This window comes from Cyanobium sp. FACHB-13342 (assembly GCF_014697415.1).
Classification (GTDB): Bacteria; Cyanobacteriota; Cyanobacteriia; order PCC-6307; family Cyanobiaceae; genus Cyanobium_A.
Window position 1 is genome coordinate 49005 of sequence record NZ_JACJRT010000003.1, and the last position, 15007, is coordinate 64011.

The window sequence follows — 15007 nt, forward strand, 5'->3', positions numbered from 1 at the left end:
TTCCCTCCTCAGTCCATTTCGCAGGTGATGGTCACCGGGAAGCTCTCGGCCTTCCAGATGCGTTCGGCGTATTCCCGGATGGAGCGATCGGAGGAGAAGAAGCCGCTGCGGGCTGAATTGAGCAGGGACATCCGGTTCCAGCGGCCCCGGTCGGCCCAGGTGCGGTCCACCTCGGCCTGGGCCCGCAGATAGTCGTTGAAATCGGCCAGCACGAAGAAGGGGTCGCGGCCCGTGAGGTTCTGCAGCAGGGGCCGGAACAGGTCGCCATCGCCGTTGCTGAAATGGCCTTGCTCCACCAGCCGCAGGATTTCGGCGAGTTCGGGCATTGAGCTGATCAGCTCCCAGGGGCGATAGCCGGCGTTGTGCAGGCTGGAGATTTCTTCAGCGGTCTTGCCGAACAGGAAGAAATTCTCGGCGCCCACCTGCTCGCGGATCTCCACATTGGCGCCATCCAGGGTGCCGATGGTGAGGGCCCCGTTCATGGCGAATTTCATGTTGCCGGTGCCGGAGGCCTCCTTGCCGGCAGTGGAGATCTGCTCGGAGAGGTCGGAGGCGGGATAGACCCGCTCACCCAGCTTCACGTTGTAATCGGCCAGGAAGATCACCCGCAGCCGCCCGTCCATATCGGGGTCGGCGTTGATGGTTTCGGCGATGCCGTTGATGAAGCGGATGATCAGTTTGGCCATGTAGTAGCCAGGCGCTGCCTTGCCGCCGAAGATCACCGTGCGGGGAGCCATGCCGTCTGCCTGGCCGTTCTTGATGCGCAGGTACTGGGCCACCACCTGCAGGGCATTGAGATGCTGGCGCTTGTATTCGTGGATCCGCTTCACCTGCACGTCGAACAGGGAGGCCGGATCCACCAGGACGCCGGTGTGGCGGTGGATGTAATGGCTCAGTTGCCCTTTCACCGTCAGTTTTGTGGCCTGCCAGCGCTCCAGGAAGCTGCTGTCGTCCACAAACTGCTCGAGTTTGCGCAGCTCATCGAGCTGGTTGATCCAACCCTCCCCGATTGATTCATTCAGCAGCGCGGACAGCTTGGGATTGGCCAAGCCGACCCAGCGCCGGGGGGTGACGCCGTTGGTGACGTTGGTGAACTTCTCGGGCCATAGGGCTGCGAATTCCGGGAACAGCTCGGTTTTGACCAGTTCGCTGTGCAGGGCGGCCACGCCATTGACGTGGTGGGACGCCACGGTGGCGAGGTTGGCCATGCGCACCGCCTTGCCGCCGTCCTCGTCGATGATCGACACCTTGCGCAGGATCTGCTCGTTGCCTGGGTACTTGAGGCGAACCTGCTGCAGGAATCGGCGGTTGATCTCGTAAATCAGCTCCAGATGGCGGGGGAGGAGGGAGCCGAACAGCCCCAAGCCCCACTTCTCCAGGGCCTCCGGCAGCAGGGTGTGGTTGGTGTAGGCCACGGACCGGCTGGTGATGCTCCAGGCGGCGTCCCACTCGAGGTGTTTGTCATCGAGCAGCAGGCGCATCAGCTCGGCGACGGCGATGGCCGGGTGGGTGTCGTTGAGCTGGACGGCCCAGTGATCGGGGAATTCGGTGATCGGGATGCCGCGCGCATCGAGGTTGCGGATCATGTCCTGCAGGGAGCAGCTCACGAAGAAGTGCTGCTGCTTGAGGCGCAGGCGTCGGCCCTCGTCCGTGCCGTCGTTGGGGTACAGCACCTTGGAGAGGGTCTCGCTGCCCACCTTCTCCTCGACGGCCCCGTAGTAGTCGCCGATGTTGAAGGCGTAGAAGTCGAAAGACTCCGTGGCGTCGGCTCGCCACAGGCGGAGCCGGTCACAGGTGTTCACCCGATAGCCCAGCACCGGCACGTCGTGGGGGATGCCGATGGCGTGTTCTGCGGGGATCCAGCGCACCCGGTAGGTGCCGTGCTCGTCGCGGTAGCTCTCGGTGCGGCCCCCGAAGCCCACGAAGCAGGCCTGGTCCGGGTGGGGCAGCTCCCACGGCCAACCGCTCTTGAGCCACTTGTCGGTGATTTCCACCTGCCAGCCGTCGCGGATCAGCTGGTCGAAGATCCCGAACTCGTAGCGGATGCCATAGCCGGTGGCGGGGATTTCCAGAGAGGCCAGGGATTCGAGGAAACAGGCGGCCAGCCGCCCCAGGCCGCCGTTGCCCAGGCCGGGCTCCTCTTCAACGTCGAGGATTTCGTTGATGTCGTTGATGCCGAAGCGCTGCAGGGCCTCAGCGGCCTCCTGCTGGATGCCCAGCATCAGCAGGTTGTTGCCCAGCTGGGGGCCGATCAGGAATTCCGCCGATAGGTAGGCCACCGCCCGGGTGGGGGTGGCCCGCAGGGCTTCGATGCCGGCCAGGTAGCGGGTCATCAGCCGGTCACGCACGGCGTAGCTGAGGGCCATGTAGAGGTCATGGCGGCTGGCCGTGGGGGCGAGCTTGCCGAGCGTGTAGAAGAGGTGCTCGGTCATGCCGTCGAACACGTCGTCGGCGGTCAGTCCACTGCGGTCCGGGTCCGCGTAGCAGCCCGGGGTGGGCAGGCGCAGGTTGCTGGGTTGCGGGTCGCTCATGCTGCCAATCCTCGGTCATCGGCCTCGCGCCGGCCCTGAGTCCAGCGCCAGTTGGTCACATCGGGGGCATCCATGCCGTGTTCATGGGCATGGGCGCGGTTGGTGAGGATCGCTTCCTTCATGCGCTCCTTGATATGGGCCGCCCGGGATCCCAATCCCGGAACCCGGTCGATCACATCGATCACCAGGTTGAAGCGGTCGATCTGGTTGTTCATCGCCAGCTCCAGCGGCGTGTTGATGTTCCCTTTCTCCTTGTAGCCGCGCACATGGAAATTGGCGTGGTTGGTGCGGCGGTAGGTGAGGCGGTGGATCAGCCACGGGTAACCGTGGAAGTTGAAGATCACTGGCCGGTCGGAGGTGAACAGGGAATCGAAGTCGCGGTCGCTCATGCCGTGGGGGTGCTCGCTGGGCTGGGTGAGGGCGAACAGCTTCACCACATTCAGCACCCGGATCTTGAGCTTGGGGATCTCGCGGCGCAGGATCTCAACGGCCGCCAGCACCTCCTTTGTGGGGATGTCGCCGGCGCAGGCCATCACCACGTCCGGTTCGTCGGGTTTGGCACCGCTGTGGTCGTTGGACGCCCAGCTCCACAGGCCGATGCCCTTGGCCACATGGGCGCGGGCCTCCTCCAGCGTCAGGTACTGGAGGTGTTTCTGCTTGTCACTGACGATGATGTTGCAGACGTTCGGCTCGATCAGGGCCTGTTCGGCCACCGCCAGCAGGCAGTTGGCATCGGCGGGCAGGTACACCCGCACCACCTCGCCGCTCTTGTTGCCGGCCAGGTCGATGAAGCCGGGGTCCTGGTGGGTGAAGCCGTTGTGGTCCTGCCGCCACACGGTGGAGCTGATCAGGCAGGTCCATGGGGAGATGGGGGCGCGCCAGGGGGCGTGATGGATGCAGCTCTCCAGCCACTTGGCGTGCTGGTTGAACATCGAGGCGATCACATGGGCAAAGGCCTCGTAGGTGTGGAAGAAGCCGTGGCGGCCGGTGAGCAGGTAGCCCTCCATCATTCCCACCAGGGTGTGTTCGCTGAGCATTTCCACCACCCGGCCCTGGCGGGCCAGTTCGCCGCCGTCCTGGTCTTCGGGCAGGAATTCCTCCATCCACACCTTCTTGCTGCTGGCATAGATGGCCTGCAACCGGTTGGAGGCGGTTTCATCCGGGCCGAACACGCGCACCGAATCGGGGTTGTGCGCGATCGCATCGCGCAGCAGCTCTCCGAGGGCTGCCGTGTTCTCGAACTCCACCTGCCCTGGGGACGGCACCGGCACGGCATAGGCGTTGCAGGGGGGCAGATGCAGCTTGCGCCGCAGCAGGCCGCCGTTGGCGTGGGGGTTGGAGCCCATTCGCCGCGGGCCCTGGGGGGAGAGGGCCTGCAGTTCGGGCACCAGGGTGCCGTTGGCGTCGAACAGCTCCCACGGCCGGTAGCTCTTCAGCCAGGCCTCCAGCTGTTGCCGTTGGGCGGGGTCATGGCGGGGATCGGGCAGGGGCACCTGGTGGCTGCGCCAGAAGCCCTCGAGTTTTCTGCCGTTCAGCGCGGTGGGTCCGGTCCAGCCCTTTGGAGAGCGCAGCACGACCATGGGCCAGGCGGGACGGGCCACGCTGGTGGGGTCGGCACTGCGGCGTGCTTCCGTCTGGATGGCCTGAATGCGACTGATGGCCCGGTCCATGGCGTCGGCCATGGCGGCATGCATCGCCATCGGCTCGCTGCCCTCCACGAACAGCGGTTCCCAGCCATAGCCGTGCAACAGGCTGGTCAGCTCCGCCTTGGGGATGCGGGCCAGCAGGGTGGGATTGGCGATCTTGTAGCCGTTCAGGTGCAGCACCGGCAGCACCGCCCCGTCGCCGATCGGGTTGAGGAATTTGTTGATGTGCCAGCTGGTGGCCAACGGACCGGTTTCGGCCTCGCCGTCACCGACGCAGGCCAGGGCAATCAGGGACGGGTTGTCGAACACCGTCCCGCAGGCGTGGGACAGCACGTAGCCCAGTTCACCGCCTTCGTGGATCGAGCCGGGGGTTTCGGGGGTGCAGTGGCTGCCGATGTGCCCGGGAAAGGAAAACTGCCTCAGGAAGCGCCCCATGCCGGCGGCATCCTGGGATTTGTCGGGATACACCTCGCTGTAGGAGCCGTCCAGGTAGGTGGGGGCCAGCACTCCCGGGGCGCCGTGCCCCGGCCCCGACAGGTAGATCATGTTCAGGTCATGGGCCCGGATCACCCGGTTGGCATGGGCCCAGATGAAGGCCTGGCCCGGGCTGGAGCCCCAGTGGCCCAGCAGTCGGTTCTTGATGTGCTCCGGCTGCAGCGGTTCCGCCAGCAGGGGGTTGTCCTGCAGATAGATCATCCCCACGGCGAGGTAGTTGGCGGCCCGCCACCAGGCGTCCAGCTGCTCCAGCCCTGCCGCCATCCCTTGCCATGAATCCAAGATTCAGACCGTAGCGACGGCTGCCACACCCAACCCTGCCGCCCGCATAGAGATCAGGATCCGAACACGCCGCGGGCGCCCCTTTAGGGTCAGCCCCCGACTGCCCTGCTGCGCCCCCTGCCGCCCATGGTTCTGCCAGCACTCCTGCTTGAAATCGGCAGCCATCAGGCTGAGGTCGCCGAAACCCTCATCTCGGTGGGGGAATTCCTGGTGATCTTTGTGGCCGCCCGGCTGCTGGCTGAGCTGATGGTCCGGGTCCAGTTGCCCACCATCCTGGGGGAGTTGGTGGCTGGCGTGCTGATCGGCGTGTCGGGCCTGCACCTGATCGTGCCGCCTGAAACCCAGGCCGAGATCAGTGGCTGGGGCTTGGGCCTGCTCAGTTCCCTGGCCGACCTCTCCCCGCAGGCCGTGCAGGAGATCTACGCCGAAACCTTTCCGAATCTGCAGGCCGTGTCCCAGATCGGTCTGTTTGCCCTGTTGTTTCTAACCGGCCTCGAAAGCGAGCTCGATGAGCTGGTGGCGGTGGGTGCCCAGGCCACAACCGTCGCCGTCACCGGGGTGGTGCTTCCCTTTGCCCTGGGTACCGCCGGGCTGTACTACCTCTTCCATGTGCCGCTGATTCCGGCGATCTTCGCTGGAGCCGCCATGACAGCCACCAGCATTGGCATCACGGCCAGCGTGTTCGGCGAGCTGAAGTTTCTGCGCACCCGCGAAGGCCAGACGGTGATTGGCGCCGCCGTGCTCGACGACATCCTGGGCATTGTGATCCTGGCCGTGGTGGTGAGCCTGGCCGGCGGGGAGGGCTTCAGTGCCGGGCCGATTCTCAAGCTGGTGGCGGCTGCCGGGGTGTTCGTGGCAGCGGCCCTGTTTCTCAGCCGCACGGCCGCGCCCGCCTTCGACTGGGTGCTCGATCAGCTCAAGGCCCCTGGTGAGGTGGTGGTGGCCGCCTTCGTGGTGCTCTCGTTGTGCTGCTTCGTGGCCCAGGCCATCGGCCTGGAGGCGGCCCTGGGGGCCTTCGCGGCGGGTCTGATCCTCAGTGCCTCCAGGCACACCCACGCCATCCAGGACACGGTCAAGCCCCTGGTGGCCCTGTTTGCCACGATTTTCTTCGTGTTGATCGGCACCGGCATGGACCTTTCGGTGCTCAATCCCTTCAACCCGGAGAACCGCGAAGGACTGATCGTGGCCGCGTTCCTGCTCACCGTGGCCATTGCCGGCAAGGTGGCTGCTGGTTGGAGCTATGTCAGCAAGGAGAAGACCAACCGCCTGGTGGTGGGTCTGGGGATGATGCCCCGCGGCGAAGTGGGCCTGATCTTCCTGGGGCTGGGCACCCAGGCCGGCCTGCTCACCAAACCCCTGGAGGCTGCCATCTTGCTGATGGTGATCGGCACCACCTTCCTGGCTCCGATCCTGCTCAGACTGGTGCTGGGTGGCAGTTCTGGAGGCCCCGACCTTGACCCGCTCGCCGAAATCCCAACCTGAGTTTCCCCTTCCGGCCTTGGCCAACATCCCCAGCCGCTGGGGGCTGAGCTGGGGCGGCTGGTTCGACAACCGCCATGGGGAGTGGTGGCTGCTGGCCCAGTTGGCCCTGATTGCCGCGCACCTGCTGCCCCCCTGGCCGGCCCCGGGAGCCTGGGGCTACGCCTGGCCCCTGCCGCTGGCCTTCGGAGGTGCCGTGCTGTTTCTGGTGGGGCTGGGATTGGCGGCCCAGGCGTTTTGGCGGCTGGGCTCCAGCCTCACCCCCCTGCCCGATCCCATCCCGGGCGCCCCGCTGGTGGTCAGCGGCGCCTATGGCCGCTGTCGCCACCCCCTCTATCAGGCCGTGCTGCTGTGTTCCCTGGGGGTGACCCTGGCCCTGGGCAGCCTGCTGCATCTGGCCCTGTTGCTGGGGCTCTGCGGGGTGCTGGGCGGCAAGGCACGCCGCGAGGAGCGCGCCCTGGAGGCCCTGCACCCGGACTACGCCGCCTACCGCCTGCGGACGCCGGCGATCATTCCCCGTCTTCCCTGGCTCGACTGGCAAGCGCTGTGAACAGGCCCCAGCCGGCGGCGATCAGGCCGAGGCTGCTGGCCCAGTCGGGGCCAAGGGCCCAGCTCAGAATCAGGTCCGCCAGCACGCCGATGGCCAGGGCCAGCAGCAGGCTGCTCAGCACCAGCACCAGTTGCTGGGCCGCTGCTGGCAGGGGTCCCGTCGCGAGGGCCTCCTCCAATCGCCCGAGGGGGCCGCTCAGGGGGAGGTAAAGGGCCAGGGCCCACAGGGCGACCCCCGGCAGGAAGGGGCTCCAGTCGGGGCTGGTGAGGGGCAATGGCAGGCCGCAGATGTCCCTAGCATCAACCACCCCGGTGACCTGTGTGGTGGCTTCCCTGTCTGATCCCCAGCCCTGGAGCTACGCCGGTCATGCCGTCCATGCCGTGACCGCCAGTCCGGACAATCCGGTGGGCCCAGCCATCCTGCTGGTGCATGGCTTCGGCGCCTCCACCGACCACTGGCGCCACAACATTCCCGTGCTGGCCCAGCGCCATGAGGTGCACGCCATCGATCTGCTGGGCTTTGGCCGCAGTGCCAAGCCGGCCGAGCTGGCCTACGGCGGCGCCCTCTGGCGCGACCAGCTGGCCGCCTACGTGAGCGAGCGGATCGGCCGCCCCACGGTGCTGGCGGGCAATTCCCTGGGCGGCTTTTCGGCCCTGGCGGCCGGGGTGGCCCTGGGCGACCTGGCGGCGGGGGTGGTGCTGCTGAATGCGGCAGGCCCGTTCAGCGACGAGCAGGCCCCCCCCAAGGGCTGGGGGGCGATCACCCGTCAGACGATTGGTGGCGCCCTGCTGAAGAGTCCGGTGCTGCAGCGGTTGCTGTTTGAAAACCTGCGCCGGCCGGCCACGATCCGCCGCACCCTCCATCAGGTGTACATCGACAAGACCAACGTTGACGATGCCCTGGTGGAGGCGATCCTGCGGCCGTCACGGGATCCAGGGGCCTTTGGCGTGTTCCGCACCGTCTTTGACATTCCGCGCGGCCAGCCCCTCGATGAGCTGTTCGCCCAGTTGGCTTGCCCCCTGTTGCTGCTCTGGGGCATCCGCGATCCCTGGATCAATGCCGCTGGTCGGCGGGCCGCCTTCCAGCGCCACGCCCCTGCCGCCACCACCGAGGTGGTGCTGGAGGCGGGCCACTGCCCCCACGATGAGGTGCCCGACCAGGTGAACGCGGCCCTGCTCGAGTGGATGGATGGGCTCAGTGCGGCAGCGGCTGCACGCCCGGCAGCCGACCTCGTGCCAGCTGCTGGGCCGGATCGAACTGCCGCTTGATGGCCTCGATCATGGGTCTTGACGGGGCATCCAGCCAGGCGGGCAGCTGGCTGCCAGGCGGTTGGCGCAGCACGGTGAGATAGCCGCCCCACTGCTGGCAGCTGCGCCGTAAGGCCTCCACCCGGTACGGGGGCAGCTCGGCTGTGGAGGCCCAGGTGGTGCCCAGCCCGCTGCCGGCGCCCAGGCACACCGGCAGGTCGGCCAGGGCCGGTTCGGCCAGCAGGGCGGAGGCCTGGTGGGGGCGCACCGCCAGGCGCAGCAGCCAGTCGCTTGCCTCCGGGCCGGGGCCGCGGCCGCGGGTCACCCGGGCGTCGAGCTCGGCCGGCTCCAGGGGCTGGGCCGTGATGCCGAAGGGGGTGGCTTTGGCGGCGATGCAGGCGATCTGCTCGTCGAGGGTGCGGGCGTTGATGCTGGCCAGGCTGATCAGCAGGCCGGTGCTGGGGTCGTCGCCGCCGTGCCACCAGTCGACCCGCTCCGGACTGAGGCTTGAACCCAACAGCCAGCTGGCCAGCTGGCCCAGGCTCTCCAGCGACCCGCTCAGCCAGAGGCCCCGCCGTTGGGGGGGCACCGGCAGGGTGCGCAGGGTGACGCTGGTAATCAGGCCCAGGGAGCCCCAGCTGCCCGTGAACAGCCGCATCAGGTCGTAGCCGGCCACATTTTTCACCACCTTGCCGCCGGCCCGGGCGCGCACGCCGTCGGCCCGGATCAGCTCGATGCCGATCAGCTGGTCCCGCACGCCCAGATAGCGTTGGCGCAGGCCGCCGGCCAGGCCCCGGGCCACCAGGCCGCCCAGGCTGCCGCTGGCCTCGCCCTTGGGGCCGCTGCCCCAGGGCCAGTCGAGGGCCAACCACTGCCGGTGGTGGGCCAGCTCCGCCTGCAGCTCCACCAGTGGTGTGCCGGCCTGAACGGTGACGGTGAAATCCCCGGGGTTGTGCTCGACGATGCCGCTCAGCTGGCGGCAGCTCACGGTGCTGCTGCCGGGCGCCACCGGCGGACCCCAGCTCAGGCGGCTGCCCAGGCCGGCGGGTTGCCACGGCGTGGCCTGCCGGTGCAGCTCGCGCACCAGCTCCTGCAGCTCACGGGGCTCGGGTGTGATCACGGCACGATGGTGCCATGGCCGCCCCCTTCAAGATCCTGGTCATTGACGATGACCCCACCGGCTCCCAGACGGTGCACAGCTGCCCCCTGCTGCTGCGCTGGGATCCGGCCACCCTGGCGGCGGGGCTGGAGCACCCTTCGCCCCTGCTGTTTCTGCTCGCCAACACCCGGGCCCTGGCGCCCCAGGTTGCCGCCGAGCGGGTGCGCCAGATCTGCCGGGCCCTGGCGGTGGCCCTGCCGGCTGCTGGCATCGCCCGCTGGTGGGTGGTGAGTCGCGGCGACTCCACCCTGCGCGGCCATTTCCCCCTGGAGGTGGACGTGATCAGCGCGGAGCTGGGTCCGTTTGCCGCCACCCTGCTGATCCCCGCCTTTCTGGAGGGTGGGCGCACCACCGTGGGTGGGGTGCACCTTCTGCACGGCCAGCCCGTGCATGAGACCCCCTTTGGCCGCGATGGCCTGTTCGGCTACGGCACGAGCCATCTGCCCGCCTGGGTGGAGGAGAAGAGCGGCGGCCGCCTCCCCGCCCAGCAGGTGCAACACCTGGATGTTGCCGAGCTCGATCGCGCTGCCACCGACGGAGGCCGGGCTTTGGCGGCCCGTCTGGCGGCTTGGCAGAACCAGCCCGTGGTGGCGGTGGATGCCCAGCGGCCCCAGCAGCTGGCGACCCTGGCGGCCGTGGTGCGCGCCTCATCTCGGCCCGTGCTGGCCCAGTCGGCGGCCAGCTGGATCCAGGCCCTGGCCGCGCTGCCGCCCCAGCCCCGGGATGCGGCTGGCCTGGCCCAGTGGCGTCGTCGGGGGCTTGGCGGGGAGCCCCTGCCGGGGCTGGTGCTGGTGGGCTCCCATGTGCCCCTGGCCGATGCCCAGTTGGAGCAGTTGCTGCGGGAGCCCGGGTGCGCCGGGCTGGAGCTGCCCGTGGCCCGGCTGGCGCGGGTGCTGGAGGGGCCCTTGCCCGAACCCCTGCTGGCCTCCCTGGAGCAGGAGTGGCAGCTCCAGCTGCAGGCCCTGCTGGCCCAGGGGCGCACGCCGGTGCTGTTCACCAGTCGGGGTGAGCTCCGCTGCGGCTCGGCGGCGGAGCGCCGCCGGCTCGGGGATGGCCTGGCGGCCTTGATGGCCCGGCTGGCGGCGGCCCTGGCCCCCCAGCTGGGCTACCTGATCAGCAAGGGCGGCATCACCACCCACACCCTGTTGGCCGATGGCCTGGGCCTGGCGGCGGTGGAGCTGCAGGGTCAGCTGCTGCCCGGTCTGTCGCTCGTGCTGACGCCAGCTGAGGCGGTCGTGCCCCAGCTGCCGGTGCTCACCTTCCCGGGCAATCTGGGCGATGGGGCCACCCTGCGGCGGGCCTGGCGTTGCATGGAGGGGCTGGACCCGCAGGCGGAGCCGGATGGGGGGAGTCAGCCCGACCCGTCAGCGGGTGCCAGGCGTTCCGCCAGCAGCGAGCCGCCGTAGCCGAGGGCCACCAGGGCCAGGGCGGCCAGGCTGTCGGCCCGATCGCCCAGCACGGTGCCGACCAAAAAGGCGAGGGATACCGCCGCCACCAGAAGGGGGGTGAGGGGGTAGCCCCAGGTGCGGAAGGGCCGCGGCAGTTCCGGTTCCCGCCAGCGCAGGGCCAGCAGCGCGGCGATGCCCGCCAGCGGCAGGCTCACGTAGAGCACGGCCCCCATCGCCAGCAGCCGCTCGAAGGAGCCCGCCAGCACCAGGGCTGCGGCGGTTGTGCTGGTGATCAGCAGGGCGACGGTGGGTGTGCCGCCTTCGTTCACCCCCGTGACCCAGCCCGGCACCAGCCCATCGCGGCCCAGGCCATAGAGGATCCGAGGCGCCGCCATCACCACGGTGTTGATCAGCCCCAGCAGGGACACCAGGGCCACGGCCGTGATCAGGTGCCCTCCCAGGGGGCCGGCCAGGGCTCGCCCGGCGGCGGCGGCGGGCAGGCTTGAGCTGGCCAGCTGGGCCATCGGCAGCACATGCAGCAGGGCCAGGTTGATCAGCATATAGAGCACCATCACCGCCAGCACTCCGCCGATCAGGGAACGGGGCAGATCCCGCTCGGGCGCGCTGAACTCCTCCGCGAAATACACCGGGCTGGCCCAGCCGTCGTAGGTGGTGATCACGGCTTGCAGGGCCAGCACCATCGCCACCACCCCACTCCGCCAGCCCCCTGCTGTGACCGTCTCCAGGCTCGCGGCCAGGCCCGTCCCTGGGGGGTTTGCGGCGACGGGCAGCAGGAAGCAGGCCGCCACCAGGCCGAGGAAGGCCACCGCTTTGGCCAGGCTGAGCAACTCCTGGCTGGTGCTGCCCGCCCGTAGGCCCCGCAGCTGGATCAGGGTGAACAGCCCGATGGCCAGCAGGGCCAGGGCCTGGGCCCCGACAGCGCCCTCCCGGAACGGCCACGGCAGCAGGGCCTGGCCGTACTCCCCCACCGTGGTGGCCACCCAGGCCAGGCCAATGCAGTGGGCCACCCAGTCGGTCCAGCCCACCAGGAATCCCGCCCGTCGCCCGAAGGCCCGCTCCGCGTACACATACCAGCCACCAGCCTGGGGCAGGCTTGCGGCCAGTTCGGCGATGCACACCGCCCCCAGCAGGGCATAGAGGCCGCCCACCAGCCAGGCCGCCAGCACCAGTGGGGCCGAGGGGAGTTGGGCGGCCACCAGGCCAGGGGTGCGCAGGATGCCGGCGCCGATCGTGCCGCCCACGGCACCGGCCAGGCCGAAGCCCAGCCCCAAAATATTCAGCAACCGGCCAGAGCCGCTCAACCCGGCCGGCCCTGGCCGTTGCCGTAGCTCTGGTCGAGCAGCTGCATGGGATGGGCCACGGGGATGGGCCGCGCCGCCTCCTGCATGTGGCGGCGGATCTGGAGGCTGCAGCCAATGTTGGCGCTCACGGCCAGATCAGCGCCGGTGCCGGACAGGTCGTCGGCCTTGATCCGCCCCAGGGCGGCGGCCTCCTCGGGCTGCACCAGGTTGTAGATGCCGGCGCTGCCGCAGCACACCCCGGCTTCGCTGGCCTCCCGCAGTTCGACGTAGGGAATGGACCGCAGCAGGGCGCGTGGCTCCTGGCCGATGCCCTGGCCATGGAGCATGTGGCAGGCATCGTGGTAGGCCAGTTGGAGCGGCCGTTCGGCACTTGCCGGGCTGCCATCGGCATGGTGGAGAGGCTGCAGCCCCCTCTTGAAGGGCTCGCTCAGGCCCAGGTTGTGTAGGAATTCTTGGATGTCCGCCACGGGTGCGGCAAAGCTGCTGCCGGCCAGCTGGCTATAGGCCTTCATCGTGTGGCCACAACCAGAGGCGGCCACCAGCACCGCATCGAGCGGTTCGGCGCCGGCTGCTTTGCCGGGACCCACCACGGCCTCAAAGCTGGCCATCAGGGCCTGGGCCAGCTGCCGGGTCTGGTCCCGTTCCCCCTGGTGGTGGGTCACGGCACCGCAGCAGCCCTGGGCCGGTGGGATCACCACCTCGATGCCATTGGCGGTAAGCACCCGAATGGCCGCGGCGTTCACCGCCGGGTCAAACAGCCGTTGCACGCAGCCCAGCACCAGGCCCACCCGGGCCCGCCGCTCCCCCTGGGCCGGCACGACTGCCGGGAAGGCATCGCGGAAGGCCTCCGGGCTCAGGGGCGGCAGTAGCTGCTCCATGGCCTCCAGCTGGGGCCCCAGCAGCCGGGTGAGCCCGCGGCGCCGGGCCAGGGCCTGTAGGGGCGTGCCGGTGTAGGCCCGCAGGGGCGCCAGGGCGGCCCGCAGTCGCTTGGGGTAGGGGAGCAGGCTGAACAGCAGTTTGCGGAAGGTCCGCTGGGCAGGCGTACGCAGCTCCGGCGCGTTGAGTTGGGGGCGGGTGGCCTCGATCAGCTGGTCGTAGCGCACGCCAGATGGGCAGGCCGTGACGCAGGCGAAGCAGCCCAGGCAGCTGTCGAAATGGGAGGCCACGGTGGCGTCCAGTTCCAGCTCGCCGGCCTCAATCGCCTTGAGGGCGTGAATGCGGCCCCGGGGAGAGTCCATCTCCGTGCCCAGCACCCGATAGCTGGCACAGGTGGGCAGGCAGAAGCCGCAGTGCACGCAGGGGTCGGTGGCCCCAGCAGGTAGGCCCGGCAGGCTCATCCGCCGAAGTGCTTCACCACGGCTGCCGCGAAGCCGGAGCAGCTCACGGGTTCGACCGGGGGCTCCATCAGGCGGGCCAGGTCGTAGGTGACTTCCCTGTTGGCGATCGCAGCGCTCAGGCCTGCCGTGATCAGGTCGGCCGCTTCCTGCCAGCCCATGAACTCGAGCATCATCACGCCGCTGAGGATCACCGAGCCGGGGTTGATGCGATCCAGGCCGGCATGCTTGGGTGCGGTGCCGTGGGTGGCCTCGAAGATGGCGGCGTTGTCGCCGATGTTGGCGCCGGGGGCCATGCCCAGACCGCCCACCACGGCGGCGGCCGCATCGGAGATGTAGTCGCCGTTGAGGTTGAGGGTGGCCAGCACGGAGTAGTCGGCCGGGCGGGTCTGGATCTGCTGGAAGATGCTGTCGGCGATGCGGTCGTCGACCATCACCATCGCCTTCCACTGGCCGTTGCCGTGGGAAGCGCCGATGGCCTCGAGCACGCCCTTCACTTCAGCGCAGACCGCCTCTTTCTTCTCAGGAGTGAGGGCGTCGTAGCCGGGATCCACCATCTTGGCGTTGGCTTCGATGCTGAGCCCGGGGTTGCGATCGGCGTTGTCGAGGATCCAGCTTTCGCGCTCGGTGACGCAGACGTCGCGGAACTCGGTGGTGGCCAGCTCGTAGCCCCAGTCGCGGAAGGCACCTTCGGTGAACTTCATGATGTTGCCCTTGTGCACCAGGGTCACGTGGCGCTTGTCGCCCTCGAGACGCAGGGCGTGCTGGATCGCCTTGCGGATGTGGCGCTGGCTGCCGTGCTTGCTCACCGGCTTGATGCCGATGCCGGAGCCCACCGGGATCTGGCGCTTGCCGAGCTTGCCGTTGGCCGGGATCACCACCGTATTGAGATGCTGGATCAGCTCGAGGCACACCGGGTCGCCCGCTTCCCATTCGATCCCCATGTAGATGTCCTCGGTGTTCTCGCGGTACACGATCACGTCGAGGTCCTGGGGGCGTTTGTGGGGGCTGGGGGTGCCCGCGTAGTAGCGGCAGGGGCGCACGCAGCAGTACAGATCGAAGATCTGGCGCAGGGCCACGTTCAGGGAGCGAATGCCGCCGCCGATCGGCGTGGTGAGGGGGCCCTTGATCGCCACCCCGTAGGTGCGGATCGCCTCGAGGGTGTCCTCCGGCAGGTACTGGTAGGTGCCGTAGAGGTCGCAAGCCTCGTCGCCGGCGTACACCTTGAACCACTCGATCCGTCGCTCCCCGCCGTAGGCCTGGGCCACGGCCGCATCGAGCACCATCTGGGTGGCGGGCCAGATGTCCACGCCGGTGCCATCGCCCCGGATGAAGGGGATGATCGGGTCGTTGGGAACGACCGGTTGGCCGTTCTCAAAGCGGATGGCCGTGCCCGTGGCTGGGGCGGTGAGCTTCTCGAAGCTGGCGGTGGGGCTGGTGGCCATCACGGCGATATCACTGGGGCGAGCCTATGCCTGGGCTGACTGCAGAAAAGTTTGGTGTGATCCCTGCCGGAACGGTCGTTGTGCTGAGGCGCACCGCCTGGCCTCCTGTCGGCACCTGCCGATGGAACG

General features: G+C 68.8%; 11 protein-coding genes. 4 read left to right on the forward strand and 7 right to left on the reverse strand.

Annotated features, from left to right (window positions below; genetic code table 11):
• Positions 1 to 8: 8 nt before the first annotated feature.
• Positions 9 to 2531, reverse strand: coding sequence for a glycogen/starch/alpha-glucan phosphorylase (locus H6G16_RS01750; protein ID WP_190388616.1), 2523 nt, complete (start codon positions 2529 to 2531; stop codon positions 9 to 11).
• Positions 2528 to 4936, reverse strand: a complete 2409-nt coding sequence (locus H6G16_RS01755) for a phosphoketolase family protein (protein ID WP_190388617.1) — start codon at positions 4934 to 4936, stop codon at positions 2528 to 2530. Before H6G16_RS01755 ends, H6G16_RS01750 begins: the two co-directional genes overlap by 4 nt.
• 144 nt (positions 4937 to 5080) lie before the next feature.
• Here H6G16_RS01755 and H6G16_RS01760 point away from each other — a divergent pair, with 144 nt between their 5' ends.
• Positions 5081 to 6436 (forward strand): cation:proton antiporter, encoded by a 1356-nt coding sequence (locus H6G16_RS01760; protein ID WP_190388618.1) that lies wholly within the window; start codon positions 5081 to 5083, stop codon positions 6434 to 6436.
• A 25-nt stretch (positions 6437 to 6461) separates the two neighbouring features.
• A complete protein-coding gene (locus H6G16_RS01765) occupies positions 6462 to 6983 on the forward strand; it encodes a methyltransferase (protein ID WP_347238758.1) in 522 nt (173 codons plus the stop codon).
• On the opposite strand, the gene H6G16_RS01770 is transcribed toward H6G16_RS01765, so the two are convergent.
• Entirely contained in the window at positions 6943 to 7257 is a 315-nt protein-coding gene (locus H6G16_RS01770; RefSeq protein WP_190388620.1) for a hypothetical protein, read from the reverse strand. The two genes, H6G16_RS01765 and H6G16_RS01770, sit on opposite strands and share 41 nt — an antisense overlap.
• 49 nt (positions 7258 to 7306) lie before the next feature.
• Between H6G16_RS01770 and H6G16_RS01775 the strand changes: the two genes are divergently transcribed.
• Positions 7307 to 8251, forward strand: coding sequence for an alpha/beta fold hydrolase (locus tag H6G16_RS01775; RefSeq protein ID WP_347238754.1), 945 nt, complete (start codon positions 7307 to 7309; stop codon positions 8249 to 8251).
• Here H6G16_RS01775 and H6G16_RS01780 read toward each other — a convergent pair.
• On the reverse strand, positions 8178 to 9350 hold the full coding sequence (locus H6G16_RS01780; protein ID WP_190388622.1) for an FAD-binding protein: 1173 nt from the start codon (positions 9348 to 9350) through the stop codon (positions 8178 to 8180). The genes H6G16_RS01775 and H6G16_RS01780 overlap by 74 nt on opposite strands.
• Positions 9351 to 9364: 14 nt before the next feature.
• Between H6G16_RS01780 and H6G16_RS01785 the strand changes: the two genes are divergently transcribed.
• The gene (locus H6G16_RS01785; RefSeq protein ID WP_190388623.1) at positions 9365 to 10795 is read left to right on the forward strand and encodes a four-carbon acid sugar kinase family protein; all 1431 of its coding nucleotides are present in this window, start codon (positions 9365 to 9367) and stop codon (positions 10793 to 10795) included.
• On the opposite strand, the gene H6G16_RS01790 is transcribed toward H6G16_RS01785, so the two are convergent.
• From H6G16_RS01790 to H6G16_RS01800, 3 genes are read right to left on the reverse strand one after another with little or no spacing between them, the layout of a single operon-like run.
• Positions 10741 to 12099 carry an APC family permease gene (locus tag H6G16_RS01790; protein ID WP_199289082.1) on the reverse strand — a complete coding sequence of 453 codons (1359 nt, stop codon included), beginning with the start codon at positions 12097 to 12099 and terminating at the stop codon, positions 10741 to 10743. The genes H6G16_RS01785 and H6G16_RS01790 overlap by 55 nt on opposite strands.
• Positions 12096 to 13436: a (Fe-S)-binding protein gene (locus tag H6G16_RS01795; protein WP_190388624.1), complete on the reverse strand. Its 1341-nt coding sequence runs from the start codon at positions 13434 to 13436 to the stop codon at positions 12096 to 12098. Before H6G16_RS01795 ends, H6G16_RS01790 begins: the two co-directional genes overlap by 4 nt.
• On the reverse strand, positions 13433 to 14878 hold the full coding sequence (locus H6G16_RS01800; protein ID WP_190388625.1) for an NADP-dependent isocitrate dehydrogenase: 1446 nt from the start codon (positions 14876 to 14878) through the stop codon (positions 13433 to 13435). The genes H6G16_RS01795 and H6G16_RS01800 overlap by 4 nt, the downstream gene beginning before the upstream one ends.
• Positions 14879 to 15007 lie beyond the last annotated feature (129 nt).